At 37.5% G+C, this 19,117-nt stretch carries 13 protein-coding genes; 10 read left to right on the top strand and 3 right to left on the bottom strand.

What is annotated here, in order from left to right; all coding sequences use genetic code 11:
- The first annotated feature begins 14 nt into the window (after positions 1 to 14).
- The 9 genes from IGJ19_RS14370 to IGJ19_RS14330 all read left to right on the top strand — a co-directional run bounded on the left by IGJ19_RS14370 (position 15) and on the right by IGJ19_RS14330 (position 13,552).
- Positions 15 to 2,864: a hypothetical protein gene (locus tag IGJ19_RS14370; protein ID WP_074801007.1), complete on the top strand. Its 2,850-nt coding sequence runs from the start codon at positions 15 to 17 to the stop codon at positions 2,862 to 2,864.
- A 54-nt stretch (positions 2,865 to 2,918) separates the two neighbouring features.
- Positions 2,919 to 4,616: a VirD4-like conjugal transfer protein, CD1115 family gene (locus IGJ19_RS14365; protein WP_071867587.1), complete on the top strand. Its 1,698-nt coding sequence runs from the start codon at positions 2,919 to 2,921 to the stop codon at positions 4,614 to 4,616.
- 414 nt (positions 4,617 to 5,030) lie between these two features.
- Positions 5,031 to 5,258: a hypothetical protein gene (locus tag IGJ19_RS14360; RefSeq protein WP_019722809.1), complete on the top strand. Its 228-nt coding sequence runs from the start codon at positions 5,031 to 5,033 to the stop codon at positions 5,256 to 5,258.
- A 34-nt stretch (positions 5,259 to 5,292) separates the two neighbouring features.
- Positions 5,293 to 6,117 (top strand): hypothetical protein, encoded by an 825-nt coding sequence (locus IGJ19_RS14355; protein ID WP_071867586.1) that lies wholly within the window; start codon positions 5,293 to 5,295, stop codon positions 6,115 to 6,117.
- Positions 6,118 to 6,126: 9 nt separating this feature from the next.
- Positions 6,127 to 6,477, top strand: coding sequence for a PrgI family protein (locus tag IGJ19_RS14350; RefSeq protein ID WP_071867585.1), 351 nt, complete (start codon positions 6,127 to 6,129; stop codon positions 6,475 to 6,477).
- Positions 6,474 to 8,816 (top strand): VirB4-like conjugal transfer ATPase, CD1110 family, encoded by a 2,343-nt coding sequence (locus tag IGJ19_RS14345; RefSeq protein WP_071867584.1) that lies wholly within the window; start codon positions 6,474 to 6,476, stop codon positions 8,814 to 8,816. The genes IGJ19_RS14350 and IGJ19_RS14345 overlap by 4 nt, the downstream gene beginning before the upstream one ends.
- A gap of 762 nt (positions 8,817 to 9,578) precedes the next feature.
- Positions 9,579 to 11,933 carry a lysozyme family protein gene (locus tag IGJ19_RS14340; protein ID WP_373865803.1) on the top strand — a complete coding sequence of 785 codons (2,355 nt, stop codon included), beginning with the start codon at positions 9,579 to 9,581 and terminating at the stop codon, positions 11,931 to 11,933.
- Positions 11,934 to 11,992: 59 nt separating this feature from the next.
- A complete protein-coding gene (locus IGJ19_RS14335; protein WP_071867583.1) occupies positions 11,993 to 12,928 on the top strand; it encodes a hypothetical protein in 936 nt (311 codons plus the stop codon).
- Positions 12,929 to 13,552 (top strand): hypothetical protein, encoded by a 624-nt coding sequence (locus IGJ19_RS14330; RefSeq protein ID WP_071867582.1) that lies wholly within the window; start codon positions 12,929 to 12,931, stop codon positions 13,550 to 13,552.
- A gap of 55 nt (positions 13,553 to 13,607) precedes the next feature.
- Here IGJ19_RS14330 and menA read toward each other — a convergent pair whose 3' ends face one another.
- The 3 genes from menA to pplA form a co-directional block, all read right to left on the bottom strand.
- Positions 13,608 to 14,561, bottom strand: a complete 954-nt coding sequence (gene menA, locus IGJ19_RS14325) for a 1,4-dihydroxy-2-naphthoate polyprenyltransferase (protein ID WP_071867581.1) — start codon at positions 14,559 to 14,561, stop codon at positions 13,608 to 13,610.
- A gap of 12 nt (positions 14,562 to 14,573) precedes the next feature.
- Entirely contained in the window at positions 14,574 to 15,671 is a 1,098-nt protein-coding gene (locus IGJ19_RS14320; RefSeq protein ID WP_071867580.1) for an FAD:protein FMN transferase, read from the bottom strand.
- A 229-nt stretch (positions 15,672 to 15,900) separates the two neighbouring features.
- On the bottom strand, positions 15,901 to 16,839 hold the full coding sequence (pplA, locus tag IGJ19_RS14315; protein ID WP_071867579.1) for an extracellular electron transfer flavoprotein PplA: 939 nt from the start codon (positions 16,837 to 16,839) through the stop codon (positions 15,901 to 15,903).
- Between the two features lie 305 nt (positions 16,840 to 17,144).
- Here pplA and IGJ19_RS14310 point away from each other — a divergent pair, with 305 nt between their 5' ends.
- Complete coding sequence (locus tag IGJ19_RS14310; RefSeq protein WP_071867578.1) at positions 17,145 to 19,076, top strand: NAD(P)/FAD-dependent oxidoreductase; 1,932 nt, start codon at positions 17,145 to 17,147, stop codon at positions 19,074 to 19,076.
- The last annotated feature ends 41 nt before the right edge of the window (positions 19,077 to 19,117 follow it).

Below are 19,117 nucleotides of genomic sequence, written 5' to 3'. Positions count from 1 at the left end.
GGAGTGAGACAGATATGTCTATAGAAGATAAGCCTCTAGAAGATATGTCTACAGAAAGAAAGCTTAGAGAAGATAAGCTTAAAGAAAATAATCAAAGTAACATCAATGAATCATTTCTGTCTATATTTTCATATAACAACGAAGCGACTATCAAAAGGATCATTGGATCGCCAATTGATGAAAAAATAAGAAATGAAAGCAAAGAAATAAATTATGATACGACTTCTAAGGAATTGGTCAATGAGAAGAAAGAAAATATTGCCAAAGAGTTGAAAAATAATGATTTACAACAAGAAATTATTCGTCTGACACGGGACATAGCCACGATCAAGGGGATTGGAACTATCACTTCTTCTGACCAACAGAATATCGATGCTAAGTATATTGAAGATCAAGCGAAATTAAAAAAAGTGCAAGCAACTCTGGAAAGTCATCAAAAAGAATTAAATCAATATGGGGATGGTCAAAGTGTTTTAAAAGTGAATACAAAAGACCAAAAAGTTGATGCAGCAATCTTTCTCGCATTAATCAAAAAAGATGAATTTAAAAAAGAATTGACTGTCCATAGAACAGGACTAATAGCAAAAGAAGACGAGGTCAATAAGTTAAGGGCTGAAATTGGTAAAATAAAGAGAAGTAAAAAGACAGTTCTTGAACAAAAGGTCCAATCAGCCGAGGATAAGGTTAAAAAAATTGAGATCGTCCAAAAAGAATTAAAGGATAAGTTAGAGAAGGTCGCGATCAACACAGATCAACTAGAACCTTTGCCTGAAAAACCACTGCGACGTTCCAATTCTTTTTCTGAATTTACGGCAAATAAAAATGATTCGGAACAAATGTTAGTATCAAAATTTCAAGCAATTAGTGCAATAAAAGAAGGATTTCAGAATGAAATTGCTGAAACAAAAGGGCTGATTGATTATACCGATAAGGTGGAAATAGAAGTTGTTCGTTCGGTAGAAGTAAAAGCGGAGCAAGCAAAGGAAGCAGTTGTCCTAAGTAAGGCTGATCGCGAAGCGACTGTTGTTACACCTACGATTGAACGCGAACCAACTCCAGTGATTGCGGAAGAACCAAAAAAAGATCAAGTCGATCGTGCTAATGTTGAAAAAAACCCGCCTCCGATCGAGGTCAATGTGATCGTGAACGAGGCGCCAGAAAAAACGAAGCTACAGAAACCAATAGTGGAAGAACCTAAAAAAGAACCTGTTGTAAGCGAAAATCTGGAAAGTAAAAAAGCCGAGCTTATCAAAGCATATGTCGAAAATCTTCAAGCAAAAGTTGGCTTGATTGAAGCTAAAAACAAGAATACCGATGTTTTATTGAAGCGGATCAAGCAGAGCAATACGACCGAGGATGTGCAGTTTTTAAAGGAACTTAAAGCGGTTTTAGCTGATCCTGAAAAACTGCAAAAAATGACCAAAGATTTATCTGCTGAAAGTATCAAGCAGATGGATAAAGATATCAAAGGCTTACAAGAAGAAACTCGTGGAATAAAAGAACAAACGAAGAAGTTGAGTGAATTAGATCATTCAAAATTAAAACAATCATTTTTCAGAAATTCTCGAAAAATCCGTGCAGCTAGATGGTTGCTGAATCTATGGCCGATTGCCATGTTACCACTAGGTATGTCATGGGTAGGTTCCATATTACCGTCTACAGCTATGGCTGTTTTTGGGCAACAGTTTGTGAACGCTGCAGTTGGTTTTGTCGCTGCTAGTTTTTTTGGGTCAAAAGCAATTATTTATGCGAAGAAGAAAATCCCGCAAGCATTCAATAAGTTAGTACAGAAGTTCCCAAGAGTATTTGGTCCAATTGCTCGTGGATTGTCGAAAGTACGCGAAAAATTACCTTTTGGAAAACAAAAACAGCCAGCGGAACAAATGAAAGAAGCAACGCCGGTTAATGAAAAATTAGCAGAAGGAATAGCGAAATCTGAAGTAACAAAAGAAGGGTTAACTTCTAAGGATCTCAAAGGCAAAGACAAAGTTGTAGCGATGGAAGCACCAACCAAAGAAGGTGCAAACACAGCTGAAATAGAAGAAAAACAATCAAGAGCCAAACGTGCGTGGGAAACAGTCCGTCATGCGCCGAAGCGGATGTTTGATTATGTAATGAAGAATAAATTATCCTTGTTTATCATGTTGGCTGTGCCACTGGCTCTAGGGATAGGTGGAATGTTTGCCCTATCTGCGCTAGTGCCAATGCTTGCAACCTCTATGGCTGCCCCATTCTTGATGCAGTTAGGTGCCGTGGCTTTGATTGGTGTCAGTATTGGAATCGGTATCCAATTATTAGACAAGTTTGTGTTCAAACGAATTGAAAGCCGTGTAGCCAAAAGAGAGGATTTGGCATTTGAAAAAAAAGTTAACGAAAAAATTCTAGAATGCCAAGAGCTAGGGAAGTGTCAATCGTTAGATTCAAAAGAATTTAGGGAGAAAGTATCTGTAATCGCAGGTCTTGATGAAAAAGCGAAAGCGCCTGAGCATGTTCAGTCCAATGAGCAACAAAAAATGACAGAAAGATCTGAACGAACCTCTGAGACGGCGAAAGAATCGAAAGTCATTGAGATGAAACCGAGAGATAGTACACAGTCTCAACCAAGCACCTCACAAACGAAAGTAGAACCAACACCATCGGGCTCGAAAGAACCAGTCGCATTGACAAACAGAGCAAATCCGGCGATCGAACGTCGCGCAAGTTTTTCCGGTACGAGTCCGGATATCGGGCGACAAGTAAGTTTTGAGTCATTAAGAAGAAACTCATTGCAATTATCAAATGAGCGAAATAACCGAGCACGTAGTCAGCAAGCACAGGCACAAATTCAAAATAATAACAAGAAAGCTAAAACGACACAATTATAAAAAATAACTTTGACTGAAAGGAAATAAAAAAATTTGAAAAATTCCCGGCAGCTTATGGTAGTGCATGTGTTAGTAATTGGTATTCTGCTTTATGTGGGTAATCGTATCGGTTATTTATTTTTAGCAGAGAATACTGGGAATTTATCATTTGCAGATAATTTACTAACAGCATTCAACCGAACATTTGAAGAACTTTCTAGATTTGCCCCTCAATTTTCTTATGAACCGACGTCGTTAGGGATAGCAGCGGTTGCTGCTATCTCCTATGTACTTTTTGTCTTATATAAGACGTTTGATGAGAAGAATACACGCCCCAATGAAGAATATGGAAGTGCACGATGGGGAAAGTACAGCGACATCCGTGCATTTCTTGATAAGAAAAAAGACTTCAATATCTTGTTGACGAAGAGCGAAAGCTTATCATTATCAGGACGTATGAAGATTACACGAAACGATAATTTCAACCGAAATAAAAATGTCGTTGTGGTTGGAGGAGCCGGTAGTGGTAAGACACGATTTTATGTAAAACCTAACTTGATGCAAATGCATTCCTCCTATGTCGTCAGTGATTCTAAAGGCTTATTATTAGCCGAAACAGGCAAAATGTTTGAAGAAGCGGGTTATCAAATCAAGATTTTTGACTTGATCAACCGAAGAGACACGCATCAATACAACCCGTTTCAGTATATCCAAACAGAGGATGATATCTTAAAAATCGTGAACAATCTAATCAAAAATACGACTAACCCAGATAAAAAAGGTGGAGATGATTTTTGGGAAAAAGCTGAGACAGCCTTATTGATGGCCATTTTTAGCTATTTGATCCAAGAAGTAACTGCAGAAGATCGGACGTTAGGAAACGTAATTGAATTAGTCCGTTTAGCAGATATTGAAGAAGATGTGCCTGGCTATGTCAGCCCACTAGATATTTTATTCAATGAGTTAGAACAAAAAGATCCGACAAATTTTGCGGTATCACAGTACAAGATTTTTAAACTTTCTGGTGATAAAACGACGAAAAGTATCTTAGTCAGTCTAGGCGTGCGATTGTCACCATTTGATATTCCAAGTATCAAGGAACTTGTTTCACAAGATACACTTGAGCTAGATACAGTTGGTGATGTCAAAACGATCCTATATATCTTATTGCCTGATACAGATACCAGTTTCAACTTTTTAGCGAGTATGATGTATCAGCAATTGTTTGACATGTTAGTTTATAAAGCAGATAACGTGTATAAGGGAAGATTACCTTGTCATGTCCGTTGTATCTTGGATGAGTTTGCTAATATTGGACAAATTCCTGATTTTGAAAAAGTGATTTCGGTTATTCGAAGTCGTGAAATCTCTACGAATGTCATTTTACAAAATATTAGCCAGTTAAAAACCTTGTATAAAGATACGTGGGAAACGATCATTGGGACCAGTGATGTCTTTTTATATTTAGGCGGAATGGAACAAAGTACGCACGAATATATCTCAAAATTGCTAGGGAAACAAACGATTGAACAAAGAAATACAAGTGTCACCAAAGGGAGCAATGGTTCCTTTAGTGAGAACTTCCAGAAATTAGGAAGGAACTTGATGGACCCCGATGAAGTGGCGAGTCTCAAAGGACAGGAATGTATTTTAAAAATTCGCGGAGTCCATCCGTTTTTATCAAAGAAATATGATATTGTGAAACACAAAAACTATAAGAAGTTAGGCGATGTGACAGATTCCTATATGTATGAACGAAATCTATCTGCTTAGCTAGCTCGATCAATGAGTCACTCATAATAAATAGAAAGCACCTTCATTCGAATGTTAGACTGAGAATGTGGTGCTTTTTATTAGCTAAAAAGGATGGAGCACTGAAAAGAACAATAAAATTTGTCCATCTCATTCATCGTATGTTGAGGCAATATAGAAATAGCAGTAAGAATAATAACATGTAGGCGGTTTATTATCGAAGGTTAATTGTAAATGATAGTTCTGGTCCTAAAACAAAATTCATTTGCTAATAGGCGATTATCCAGTTTATCTACTAAAGGAACGGACCGTATTTATTCTAAAATTTCTAATGGAAGAAATAACTGATACATGGAAACAGAGAATTTCGCATATACTAAATTTAAGAAATAAAATAAAAAATTATTTTTACAAAAAAAGGAGATTAGCAAAATTATGAATGCACAATTATTAGAACAAGTATTTGGATTAGTTTCACAGTTTACATTAATTGGTGGTGGACTATGGTTGATTTGGGGAACAATTATCCTAGCTGGTGCGTTAAAAGATAAAAATGGCCCTCAATTACAACAAGGGATTTGGCAGATTGTTGGTGGTGGATTGATTCTAGTCGCTGCAGGTTGGTTTGCTACTTCATTCAACATTGGATCGTTTTTACCATAATCGTTAAGCAAAGGAAAGAGTAGGAGTATAGCATATGGAATCTGCAATTATGACTATCTTTGAGCAAATCATGACCTTTCTTAATGGGGACGATCTAAAAAATGTTTTAGGAATGGATTTACGAAGTTACATATATGATGCCTACAGTTTAGTGGAACGACTACAGCAACACGTAGTTGGGCCACTTGCTTTATCCATTCTAGCAATTTTTATTCTTTTAGAGTTTCAGAAAATCTCAACGAAAGTTGAAGGTGCAGGCGGAGCTCCCATGTTAGGATTTGAGATGATTATCAAAGCATTGATCAAATTTGTCATTTGTTACATAGTTATTTTAAGAATTCAAAATATTTTAGATGGTATGGTTATCATTGCCGGCAATTTAACCACTAGGATTTTAACAATTGGAAATGCTTCAGCTGTAAGAGATACAGCAGATGCAGTGAGACAAGCGGTCTCTCAATTAAGTTGGTGGTCACAATTAGTCGTATTACTCGTGATGTGTATCCTATTTTTAGCATCACTTGTTGTTCGTGTATTGGTCCAAGTCACCATTTATCTTCGCTTTTTGGAGATGTATATATTTTGTGCAATGGCGCCAATTCCGATGAGTGCCTTACCAAGCCAAGAGTTTTCAGTGATGAGCAAGGGTTTCTTCAAAAATTTCGCTGCACTCGGTCTACAGGGAACATTCATCGCGTTAGTATTGGTGATTTATCCGACGATCTTCCATCGTATCATGGAAGAAGTTGGTTCAGGAATTTTTGGGATTATTTTAGGTTTGACAGTTTACATGATTGCTTTATTGCTTTCTGTAAATAAAACTAAAGGATGGGCAAAAACATTGATGTCAGCATCGTAAGGAGGAACTATGGCAGTTGAGGTAAAGGTACCAAAGGATATTAAAGAATATAAAGAAAAGGTCATTGCAGGAATGAATTTAAAGCAGCTGCTTTGTTTAGCTATTGCAGCTGGAGTAAACGTCATGATTAGTTTGATTTTCATTGCCGGATTAAAGATTCCTATGGAAATCACAAGTTGGTTTATGATTCTTGCATCCATTCCAATCGTTTCATTTGGCTGGTTTAAGAGAAATGGCTTGACATTTGATATCTATCTTAAACAATTTTTCAAATACCACGTGGCACCAGGGACACGAAAAAAGAAGCCTAAGGAAGAAATAAATAAAGAAATCGAAGATGTAGGCGGGCAAGAAACATGATGAAGTTAAAAGCGCTCAAAGCGTTAAAACCAACTAAAAAACCAAAAGATGAGGAAAAAGAATTTATTAGTAAACCTAAATCAAAGAAGAAAGAGGATATTGATCCTTTTAGGGATACATTTAGGTTTGAAGAGATTTATGAAAGTGGTATTTGTAAAATCGATGAATTCACCTATTCATTGACGCTTGAATTACAAGATATCAATTATCAATTATCTTCTGACGATCATCAAATTGAAATTTTCTCTCAATACTGCGACTTTTTAAATTCATTGAGTAGTAAAACAAAATTACAACTAACTGTTTATAAAAAGAAACGACCGCTTGCTGATTTGCAATCGGTTCTTTATTACAAAGCAAAAAATGATTTCCTCGATTCATATCGTGAAGAAATGAATCAAGTCATTTCAAGGAAATTAGATGAAGAAAAAAATGGTTTCAAAAAAACGATCTTATTTACCTTTGTACAGAAGCATCCTACATTGGAGATTGCGCAAAAAGAATTAGATATGGTAGCAGATCGTTTTGAAATGTTTGCTAGTCGCTTAGGCAGTCAAGCAAAAAAGGTAGAAAAAACAAAATTATTACATATGATTTCCGAAATATTATTAACGAATGACAAGACGGTTAAAACAGAAGTCGATGAGGTACTACCTGAAGTCATGGAATTTAAAGAAAACAAAAACCACGTAAAAATTGATGATCACTATGCAAAAACATTATATTTACAAGAATTTCCTTCTGAATTATCAGATACTTTTCTTTTTGAAATGTTAGAAATTCCTCGTGAAATTGTTGTATCTTTACATATTGAACCAATGGATCAAGATGAAGCATTTGATTTAGTGAAGACGAAATTGGCTTTTATGGAACAACAAAAAGTGGATGAGCAGAAGAAGGCGTTACAAAGTGGGTATGACTTTGAGATGCTCTCTTATGAACTTTCTTACTCACTAACAGAAGCCAAAGGTCTGGTAGATGATCTGCAAAATAGAGGACAAAAATTATATGCGCTAACAGGATCTGTCTATTTCCATTCACCAACGAAAGAAAAGTTAGCTGAAGTCCATGATGAAATAAACTCAGTGTCTCGTCGCTTCGGTTTTAAACTCATTGAATTAGAGTTCATGCAAGAAAATGGCTTGAATGCGACATTACCGTTGGGAATCAATGCGATTCCATTAGATCGAACACTTTCAACAGCGAGTACCGCCATTTTTATCCCATTCACGATTTCGGATTTGATTCAAGAAAATGGGAAGTATTATGGTGTCAATGCGATTTCAAAAAATATCCTTTCACTCGATCGAAAATTATTAAAAGCACCGAATGGATTTGTTCTAGGAACACCTGGTTCTGGTAAAAGTTTCTCAGTCAAGCGTGAAATCGTCAATGTACTACTACGCGATGCAGATGATGAAGTTATCATTATTGACCCTGAGCGAGAATATTCTGTTATTGGTCAAAATTTCAACGGTGAGATCATCAAAATCTCTAGTGATTCACCGACAACGATCAATCCCATGGATATCAATGAGAACTATGGAGATGATACTGATCCAGTCGTGCTAAAATCTGAGTTTTTGATTTCGTTATTTGACCTGATCATTGGTGGCGCCTTGGGGCTAAGTTCGGCACAAAAAACATTGATTGACCGTGTGTGTCGTCGAACGTATGAAGTGTTGAATGATCGTACACCAACATTCATTGACTTTTATAATATCTTGAAAGAACAAGAAGAAGAAGAAGCCAAGCAATTAGTCATGGATCTAGAAATCTATATTGAAGGAAGTTTGTCGGTCTTTTCTGCAGAAACGAATGTCGACATTACCAAGCGTTTAGTGATCTATGATATCAAGGACCTAGGGAAACAATTGAAAACGATGGGGATGCTGATTGTATTAGACCAAGTATGGAATCGAATCACGACCAACCGTGAACGAGGTGTTCGCACGTGGTTATATATTGATGAGATGCAGCTTTTGTTTACGAATGAATATTCTGAGAATTACTTCTTTGAGCTATGGAGTCGTGCACGAAAATGGGGAGCGATCCCGACTGGCATTACCCAGAACGTCGAAACCTTACTATTGTCCGATTTAGCTCGACGGATGTTGTCAAATAGCGATTTTATCATGATGTTGAATCAAGCTAAATCAGACCGTACACAGCTAGTTAGACTGTTTGATATTTCAGAAGAACAAGAAAAATACGTAGTGAACTCTCCAGAAGGGTATGGTCTTATGGTGTTTGGGGATACAACGTTACCCTTTTATGATCATTTCCCTAAAGATACACAGCTCTATAAGATGATGTCAACGAAACCTGGAGAAACTTGATAGGCATACGGGAAAGGAAACAGGAAAGTGGCTGATTCAAAAATTTTAGACAAGAACAGGGCAGGTAAGAACGCTACAACTACTAGCAAAAATAACAAAAAAATGGTAGTGAAAGGTAGTAAACTATCTTTAAAAAAAGGTAATTCCATTAGTACTTCTCGAAGAAAAAAGCTGTTGAAGTTATTAAAGGGGAACAATCCTCATATCAAAAGAAAATCGCAACAAGCAATTTTTCAGAGAAAACAAAGTAAAAACGATAAAAATAATGTGAATAAGGAATCTTTCGATAGCATCGATAAAGGTAAAACGGTCAACACCCAGAGCATCAGTCGCCGACAAAGAATTCGAGAGAGTCGAAGAGATGAGCTAAAGCAACAGCAACATGACTTAATGATGCGCCCTAATAAAGTCGATACAACCATCGCTCCTGCTTCTGTTACTAATAACAACACAGAACAAAAAAAAGAAAAAGCGAATACTCAAGCAATTTTTAATAAAAAGAAGCGTCATCAAAAGATTCGTGACCGACAAAAGAAAAATGCTACCTATAAAGGATACATCAGTAAAGTAAAGCTAGAAAACCAAGCAGGTCAACAAGAAAAAATTAGCTCTACTACATCGAAGATACGTCATAAAAATCAAAAAAGAGCGTTACATCTGTCTAAAAATGAACAGCTTGAAAAAAAGAAAAGAAACAATAAGCGAAAAGAAGGAAAAAAGAATGTTGCAGCTAAAAGGAATATGCGGGCCAAATTAGATAATATGTTGAAAGATCAAATTTCGCCTAAAAATCCTTTTAAAAATAAAATCAAAGACTTGATTATTGATAAAGTTGGGCGAGATGAAGAGGGTAATTTAAATTTGGTTGGTATGCTTATCACCATACTTATTATTCTAAAGTTACCTATCTTATTGAAATTGATCGTAGTCATCTTGATTGTTGCAGTGGTTATTGCGATCATTTCGATCTTCGTTTCTTTTTGGACAACGATTTTAAGTTTATTTGTCGTAAAAACAGAGTCGATGATGATTACCGAAGCATACAACTATGTCACGTGGTTAGATACTTATAAAAACAAAGAGGTATATGATACGTACAATCGACTAGTTGATGACCCGGAGCATGATGAGGTTTATTTTGAAGTGAACGGGATAGAATCGGACCCAGAGCAATTTATGTATATATCCAACGGAGATAACTATATCTACTATTTGAATGCAAAATTTGAAGATTATGATATCGATAATATTGCCATTGCTACCTATCGAAAAAGAGTAGCAGAAAAAACGGGTGTCTGGATTCCGTGGTCATTGAGGGATAGCACATATGCCGTTTTTCATGAGGCACCACATCCATTATCACCTGAACCAATCAAAGTATTCACTGTAAAAGATGAAATCCACGCGTTACATGACATGGTCTACAACTACACGACCGTTATTGAAAAGGACAAAGAAGTTGAAACCGTTGTGATAACGGTCGATAAAGAAACAGGTGAAGAGCATACAGAAGTAAAACGTGAGAGAAAAGATGTTGCTACCGTCAAAATTAATGTACAAACGATTGGTGAAATGTTCGATTCGGATCCTGAAGTAGATATCTATGTGGATATACGTTATTCAGGTGAGGATGATTACTATGGACGAGTCATTGCTTTTGATGAAGATGAAGTAGATAAATATTACCCAATCATGGAGAAAGATCGCTTTGAAGATAAAATTTTCATGGCTAATCCATTTGGTAAGATGAGCTATGCAAATGTGGTGGATAATTTTGGCTATCGTGGACGTGATCCCAATACGCAACATTACCAAATCGCTTTGGAAGCAGAACCTGGAACCCCTGTTTATGCCACCACCTTTGAGACAGTGGAAAGTATCAACTATAGTTATCAGGCTGGTCATACAGATGGTTCAGCGCCTGTAACGACAGCGATAGAAACGGATACAGGTCTATATTATGCGTATTATGTCAATATTGATCCGGTAGTGAGGCCAGGAAGAACCTTAGAAGCAGGTGATTTGATTGGCTATACAAGAAATCAGTTTGATGGGAATTTATTAGTTGCAATGAAAGAATATCGCTTCTGGCATAAAGATCCTGACGTTTATCCAGCGATTTATATCAATAATTTAGTTTTTAGTACGGATACCAACTTAGCATATATGCGTAATGGTGGCGGACTACGAGGGAATCTAATCAATCCCCCATTAGCCGTTACTAAATGGCAAAATAGAGTTGCGGAACAAACGAGTAAACATGGCATTGAAGCATATACGAATGCGATTTTATCCATGATATGGGTGGAATCTGGTGGAAATGAAGCCATTCAGCCAGATATCATGAATGCGCAACTGGCACTATCATCTCCAGAACGAATCACTACACCAGAGGAATCAATTGAAAAAGGCGTGGAATATTTTGCTTATCTGCTCAAAAAAGCACAAAGCAATAATCTCAATGGTCTGGCAGCGGTTCAAGCCTATAATTATGGCGAAGCGTATCTTGATGATCTGATCAATCGAAATGCACCGTATTCCTTTGAAGATGCGCGCTTGTATGCACAAATGAAAAGTAATAATCAGACCATTCCTTTCAACCATATCGTCGCACAAGGATTGGGCTATAACTGGCGCTACGTTTTTGGCAATATGTTCTATACCGCAATGGTTACAAGAAATATCATGGCAGATACAGGCAGATTAGCTGAGCTCGCTAGAAGAGAATTGGGAAATCCGAATGGTGAGAAGTATTGGCGATGGGCTGGATTCAACAATCGAATAGAGTGGTCAGCCGTATTCGTTTCTTGGATAGCGAATGAAGCGGGATACTTGGAACAAGGCCGAGTATTGAATACAGCAAATGTTCTTGATATGAAAGAATGGTTTGAAACGAATGATAAGTTCAAAACACATGATGAAAACTATGTTCCTCAATCTGGCGACCTTGTATTTTTTGACTGGTCTGGTGGAAGAACAGGAAAAGATCATGTAGGGATCGTAGAATATTCTGGCGGAAATATTATTCAGGTCATCGAAGGTAACTCTGACAATCTAGTAAGAAGAAGAACTTACGCTATTGGGAGTAATGTTATTTCAGGATATGGCCTGCCTTAAGAAGATAACACTGAAAATAATTGATAGATGGTTGAGAGGATATCTTGAAAGGAGGAAGTATGTTAAAAAATTTTTTAGAAACAGAGTCAGGTAAAAAAATAATTATCGGACTTGGATTATTTGTTGTTGTCGTTGCTGGGCTCGTGGGGTATTCATTAATGAATACTACACAAGCAAATACAGATCAATCAGCAGACTCAACGACAGAAGAACAAGCAACAACAGAGTCAAGAGATCGTTTTAACGCGACGATCTACAGTGGTACCTGGTATTCTAATCTACCAGATGATACAGAAATCGAATTAGCAACTGATGGAACATATAAAGTCTCCAGTGATTGGTTTGAATCAGGGATCTATTATTTAAATACAAGTGGACAGGTAGTTTTAGAAAACGATAATAAGCAAACCAAAGAATTTGCCCTACAAACCAAGATGGGCAACACGATCTTATATCGAGAAGAGGATGGGGAGGATTTGTATCTTTATCCTACAGAAGAAGTAAAAGCGCAGTTAGAAGCAGAAATTTCTGAACAGATTGAAGCCGCGCAACGAGCAGTTTCACAAATGTGGATGGATATCTTGATGCAAGGAACATGGGAAAATACGAACAACAATCGTTCCTTTACGTTAGTGTTTGGAGAAGACACATTTACTCAGAAAAAAATTGAAGAAGGGAGATCAGATGAAGAAGTAACGTTTGAGTATCGAATTGTTTCATTTGATACTGATCATGAGGGTGCCAACTTTATCGTCAATCGAACAGACAGTGGGAATCTACAAAAAACAATCACTTTTAGAATCACTGAAGAAGCGAATCAATACAGGTTACTCGGAAATGAAGGAAGCTTCCAATGGAACACTCTATTTGAAAAGCCCTATGAGTCTGTACAAATGACACAAGATGGGACGAGTCGTTCAGACACCTCAAGAACACAAGAAACCACAGATGAAGAGGGCAATACAGTCACTATAACAGAAAGAGATGTGACCTAAATGCATAATAACACAGATAAAGATCCAGAAATCGATAAGCTCGAGAATATTTTTAAAAGAATGTTTCAAAAAGGCCCAATTTGGCTCTATAGATTCGTAAAAAAAGTTTTACAATTAGGAATAAAAGTATATCGAAAAGTCCAAGTATTTCGAAAAAACCGTAAAGAAGCACGAGAAAATCCGAAAAATAAAGATCTAAAAGAAAAAGGTCAAAAAGAAAAAGGAATTTTAGCCAGAGCTTGGAATTTTTTAAGGCAAAAATTCAGAACATTTCAGCAAAATCGCGCAGATGGGCGAGAAAAATTAATAGACAAAGGTTCAAAAGAAAAAGGAAACTTATCCAAAGCCTGGAACTTTGTCAAACGTAAACTTGTCATTAGTAGAGACCACCTGACAAGGGAGCAAGGGACTGCCTCAATGTCCCATGGCCGAAATTCAGCTGAAAAGCCCTTACTGTCTAGAAGTAATTCAGCTGAAAAAGGAGGCACTCCAGATGGAAAGCCGAGACTTTCCGCAATGACGAGTAGAGCGAGTAGCCAAGCAAAACTACACAATGATTCATTAAGAAGTCATGGCTTGGCAAGAAACCCACTAGCAAAAGGGGCACCATTACCAACGAGATAGACCGTAGATCCATAGACCAAAAAACAGGTGGAGAATTTCCACCTGTTTTTTATGTCTACAGTTGATTGAGAAGAATCGTTGCGAATAAACCAAGTGCATAACTACTGTTGAACAAAATCATATTTTTGATCGAATAGCTAAAACTGATAGGCTGCGGTAGACTCTCTTTGAATAGTTGGAGATTAAGATGGATTTTTGGTAAAGTCAAGAAAGCCAGAAGAATCGGCCATTGAAATATACCACTGATCAGTCCTATTAAAAGAATCAGGTAGCACGCATACATCAAAAGTTGAAACAGCATGATCCCGATTGGACGACCAATGTAGAAAACTAACGTATACCGATGATTTTCAATATCTCGCTCCAAATCGCGTAAATTATTCGCTAACATAATATTTGCTATCGTAAAAACAAGTGGGAGTGCTGCAAGAAAGATGGCGGCTACTGCCCAGATATTGCCAGATAAATTGAAGGTGCCAGTTGTTAAAGATAGGGTTAAATCAAATAGATCGCTACGATGAGTGTTGATATAGATGACCATCGTAAATATCCCTAAACCCATGGTAAAACCGCTGAAAATCTCTCCTAATGGCATACGTGATAAAGGGATAGGACCAAAAGTATAAAAGATTCCGATAAAACAACAAATCATACCCATCAGCAACAATAACCAACCGGTCCTCAATGTCAGTAATATACCGATGACTAAGACAAAAGCAATCATGGCCAAAATCATGTTTCGTACAAGCTTTGGTGAAATACCAGTCCGTCCAATGACGTTCTCTTCATATTTATAAATTTCCGAATGTGCTTTTTCATAATCCATATAGTTATTGATTGCGGTAGTTGCTAAGTCAAAGACAAGCATACCAATAAAAAACAGTAAAGTGTTCAACCACTGTATTTCGTGAAAAAAAGCGATAGAGAATAAAACCCCTATCGCAAAAGGAAATACACTAGCGACTTTCGTACGTAGTTCAACTACTTCTAAAAAGATTTTTAGTGTCATATCAGTTACTCCTTAGTTTAATTCAGAACGATTGCCCATGGTATATTTTGAATCTTCAGCGAGTTTGAAAGTGTCTTTGATTGGGTCTGTCACATAGACCTTATCATCTTTTGTAACAAAAATCGCCTCCGTTCCGTCATTCAGTTTATCCTCGATGTAAGCCAATCCATCTTTTACACCCATGGCGAAGACGGCAGTAGATAGTCCGTCACCATCGATCGATTGGTCTGTGATGATCGTGACACCAGCAATGTCATTGTCAAATGGATAACCAGTTTTTGGATCAAACAAGTGATGATATTTCACGCCATCGACTTCTAAATAGCGCTCATAAATTCCAGATGTGACTAATGTTTTATTTCTTTCTTTGATCGAGCCGAGGATCGATCCACGGGCAAGATTCGGATCTTGGATACCGACTGTCCAATCTTGATCTTCTCCTCTAGGACTGTGTCCAAGAACATAGACATTCCCACCTAGATCGACGATCGCAGTCGTTACATCATTGTCTTTCAAGACTTTGACGACTTCATCGGTAATGAACCCTTTCGCAATTGCCCCTAGATCAAGGATCATGCCTTTTTCTTGCAAGTAAACAGTCTTTTCCTCATCATTGAATTGGACTTTATGGTAGTCGACTAACTTCAATGCTTCATCAATTTCTGCTTGTGATGGCTTACGGGCATCATCGAAACCGATACGCCAGAGTTGTGTGATTGGACCGATTGCCATATCAAAGCCTCCATGTGAGTCTTCGCTATACTCATATGCTCGTTTTAATAAACGGTACACATCATCGGACACTTTGACTGGTTGGATTCCTGCTTGTTGATTGATTTCATCAACTTCGGAGCCGCTTTGATTGATCGTGATTTTATCGCCCAACTCTTTGACACGGTCAAAAGCAGGTTTTAATACGTCTTCTTTCCCTTCATCGTAGATACGGATACGCACGTAAGTACCAAGTAAAAATTGTTCATCTGTGTAAGGGTCAGAAAGCAGTGAAGTGTTGTTCTCTTGTTTTCCTTCCGTTGTTTGATCTGTGCTACAGCCCGCAATAGTCAGTAGGCACAAGAGCAAGACGAAAGGGAGTAATCGTTTCTTCAACATCTATTCCTCATTTCTTTTTATCTATTGCTTATTTCACATAAAAGAACTCTCTTAGTGAAATCAAAAAGTAAGCTCATGCTTTGTATTCTAATATAATCTGGCAGGAATGAACATCTTTTTTTCGGGGGATGTACGTTTATATAGAATAGAATAGAAAAAGAGATGTGACAGTTGCCACATCTCCAAAAGTATTATCGTAAAGGCAGATGAGCCTTTTGTAGGACAAAGTTTATTTTGTCACAATGTTGTCGACTTCAATTGTTTGTGTGTCACCTTTTTCAGCGGCATTCACTAATTGTTGTGCGTACATGATGAATGAATGTGCACTGTGTGTTGCACCAGTAATCACTTCAACATCTGCTGGAGAACCATCTTCTTCGCCCATTGCTGAAACAAGTTCATCGTTTAATTCTGGGATGTAAGTTTGAGGGTCAGTACCAGATTTTTCTTTCATCTTTTCGTTGTACTCTGTATCATCTTGTTTTGATTTGCCATCTGCATCGATGTAATCAAAGTTTGAGTCAGTAACTTTGCCATCTGCAACTGTCAATTCAAATTGTACACGGTAGCCATTTGAATAGTTTTTCTCTTCTAATTTGTATGTGCCGTCTTTAAGTTCAGCACCATTGTCGATTTCAATCGTTTCTGTGTTGCCTGCTTGAGCCGCTTGGATCAATTGTTGTGCATAGTTTTGGAAACTTTCTGATGAATGTGTCGCACCAGTAACAACTTCTACACCACTTGCGCTTTGTGCACTTAGCAATTGCTCATTTAATTCAGGAATGAACATTTCTGGATTTGTACCAGATTTCTCTTCCATTTTTTCGTTGTATTCTGTGTCATCTTGTTTTGATTTGCCATCTGCATCGATGTAATCAAAATTTGATTCAGTGATCTTACCGTCTTTCACGACCATTTCAAAGACTGAACGGTAACCATTAGAGTAGTTTTTCTCTTCTAACTTATATGTACCGTCTTGTAATTCTCCACCAGCAACGATTTCCTTAGATGATTCTGTTGTACTAGTTTCTGTTGTAGAAGATTGTGCAGTAGAAGTAGAAGAAGATGTACTACTTGAACTATCATTGTTATCTGATCCACAAGCTCCTAGCAATAATGTTGAGAATGCTAATACCGCAAACCCCGTAACAAACCGATTTTTCTTCATTTTTTAACCCCGCCATTTCATTTTTTGTCCACAAATTCCTTGTGATTCATTATACATTCTAATGGATATCATCAATAAGTCAACCGTTTTACAAAAATAACGGAAGTGATTTAATTGAGCGTTTTCTTTCTGGAATTTTCGTGAAAAACAGGCGTTTTTATTGTAACAAAAAAAACATAAAAAGGTGTTAGACAAATATATAAAACATCTATATAATGTATAAAGATTGTGTAATCATTATCAAATTGAAAAAACGATCAACTATTAATAATTTATATAGATGAAAAATAAGGAGCGGATATTCAATGACAAAGCAAAATATTGTCGTTGTGGGTGCTGGTTATGCAGGTGTTTCAGCTACAAAACACTTAGCAAAGAAACTGAAAAAAGAAGACGTAACAATCACATTGATTGATCGTCATTCGTACCACACGATGATGACAGAACTTCACGAAGTTGCAGGCGGACGTGTGGAACCAGAGGCGATCCAGTACGATTTACAACGATTATTTGCAAGACAAAAAAATGTAGATCTAGTTACTGATACAGTAATCGGCATCGACAAAGAGAAAAAAATCGTCAAAACCAAATTAGGCGCTTATCCATTCGACCAATTGATTTTAGGTATGGGTGGTGAACCAAATGATTTTGGTACGCCAGGTGTGAAAGAAAACGGCTTTACTCTTTGGTCATTTGAAGATTCCGTTAAGATTCGTAAGCACATTGAGAAAACAGTCGAAAAAGCAGCATTAGAACCAGACGAAAAATTGCGTAAAGCAATGTTGACGTTTGTTGTGTGTGGTTCTGGGTTTACGGGAATCGAAATGATCGGTGAGCTAGTAGATTGGAAAGATCGTTTAGCCAAAGACTACAAACTAGATCCAAATGAGATTACACTAATGGTTGTTGAAGCAATGCCAACGATTTTGAATATGTTGGACCGTAACGATGCAGCCAAAGCAGAACGTTATTTAAATAAAAAGAATGTTGAGCTATTATTGAATGCGCCAATCGTTGAAGTCGCTCCTGACCATATCAAATTAAAAGACGGTCGTGAAGTGCCTACGCATACATTGATTTGGACAGCAGGTGTCAAAGGAACAACAGATGCGGCTGATTTCGGATTAGAGACTGCACGCGGTCAACGTTTAGTAGCAAACGAATATATGCAAGCAAAAGGCTATGAAGAACAAAATATCTATATCATTGGTGACTTAGTGTATTACGAAGAATTCCCTAATACACCAACACCACAGATCGTTCAAGCCGCAGAACAAACTGGTCATACAGCTGCAGCGAATATCGTGGCTTCGATCAAAGGTGGCGAGAAACATAAATTCAAAGGCAATTATCAAGGATTCATGGTTTCAGTTGGCGCAAAATGGGGTGTAGCGAACCTTTTTGACAAAATCCATTTAAGTGGCTTTTTAGCAATCATCATGAAGCATATCGTCAACTTGAAATATTTCTTTGATATCCGTTCAGGTTATTATATGTTCCAATATATGATGCACGAATTCTTCCATATCAAAGATGATCGCAATGTGACTCGTGGTCATTCTTCTCGTTACGGCAATGTTTTATGGAGCGTCCCATTACGAATCTTCTACGGTCTCGTTTGGTTAGTCGAAGCTTCTAAGAAAATGATCGGTAATGGTGAAGTATTAAAACCAAGCACTTGGTTTGGTGAAGGTTCATGGTTTACTGGTAACAGTGTGTTCCCTTGGACTTGGGAGTACAATGTAGCAGATGTAGCAAGTGGGGCTTCAGCAGCAGGTGATGCAACAACAGCTGCGAGTGGCGCAGGTGCGACAACTGGAGAAGCAGCAACGCAAGCGGCACATTTTGGGTTGAGCTATGCGTATGGTGAAGAACCAATGGCAGTGCTTGATAAATCACCAGACTGGTTCAATAGCATCATGCAAGTCATCATGCCAAATAACGATGTAGCGATGTTCTTCCAAAAATTCATGGTCTTCTTTGAAATCGCGTTAGCGTTAGCATTGATTGCCGGTTTATTCACTTGGTTATGTAGTGCAACAACGATTGTCTTAGTCATCACTTTCTGTATTTCTGGTATGTTCTATTGGGTAAACATCTGGTTCATCTTTGTGGCTTTTGCATTGATGAATGGTTCAGGTCGTGCGATCGGTTTGGATCGTTGGGTGATTCCTTGGTTACAAAAAACACTCGGTAATTGGTGGTACGGGAAACCAAAGGCACGTTACGGCGAATAGAGAAAGTTAACAATTCAAACAATCAAAATGATTTTAGCAAC

It is taken from the genome of Enterococcus sp. DIV1368b (assembly GCF_050529595.1).
In the GTDB taxonomy this organism is placed as follows: Bacteria; Bacillota; Bacilli; order Lactobacillales; family Enterococcaceae; genus Enterococcus_B; species Enterococcus_B mundtii.
Note: the sequence above shows the minus strand (reverse complement) of the source record. Positions and strands in the feature narration are given on the sequence as shown.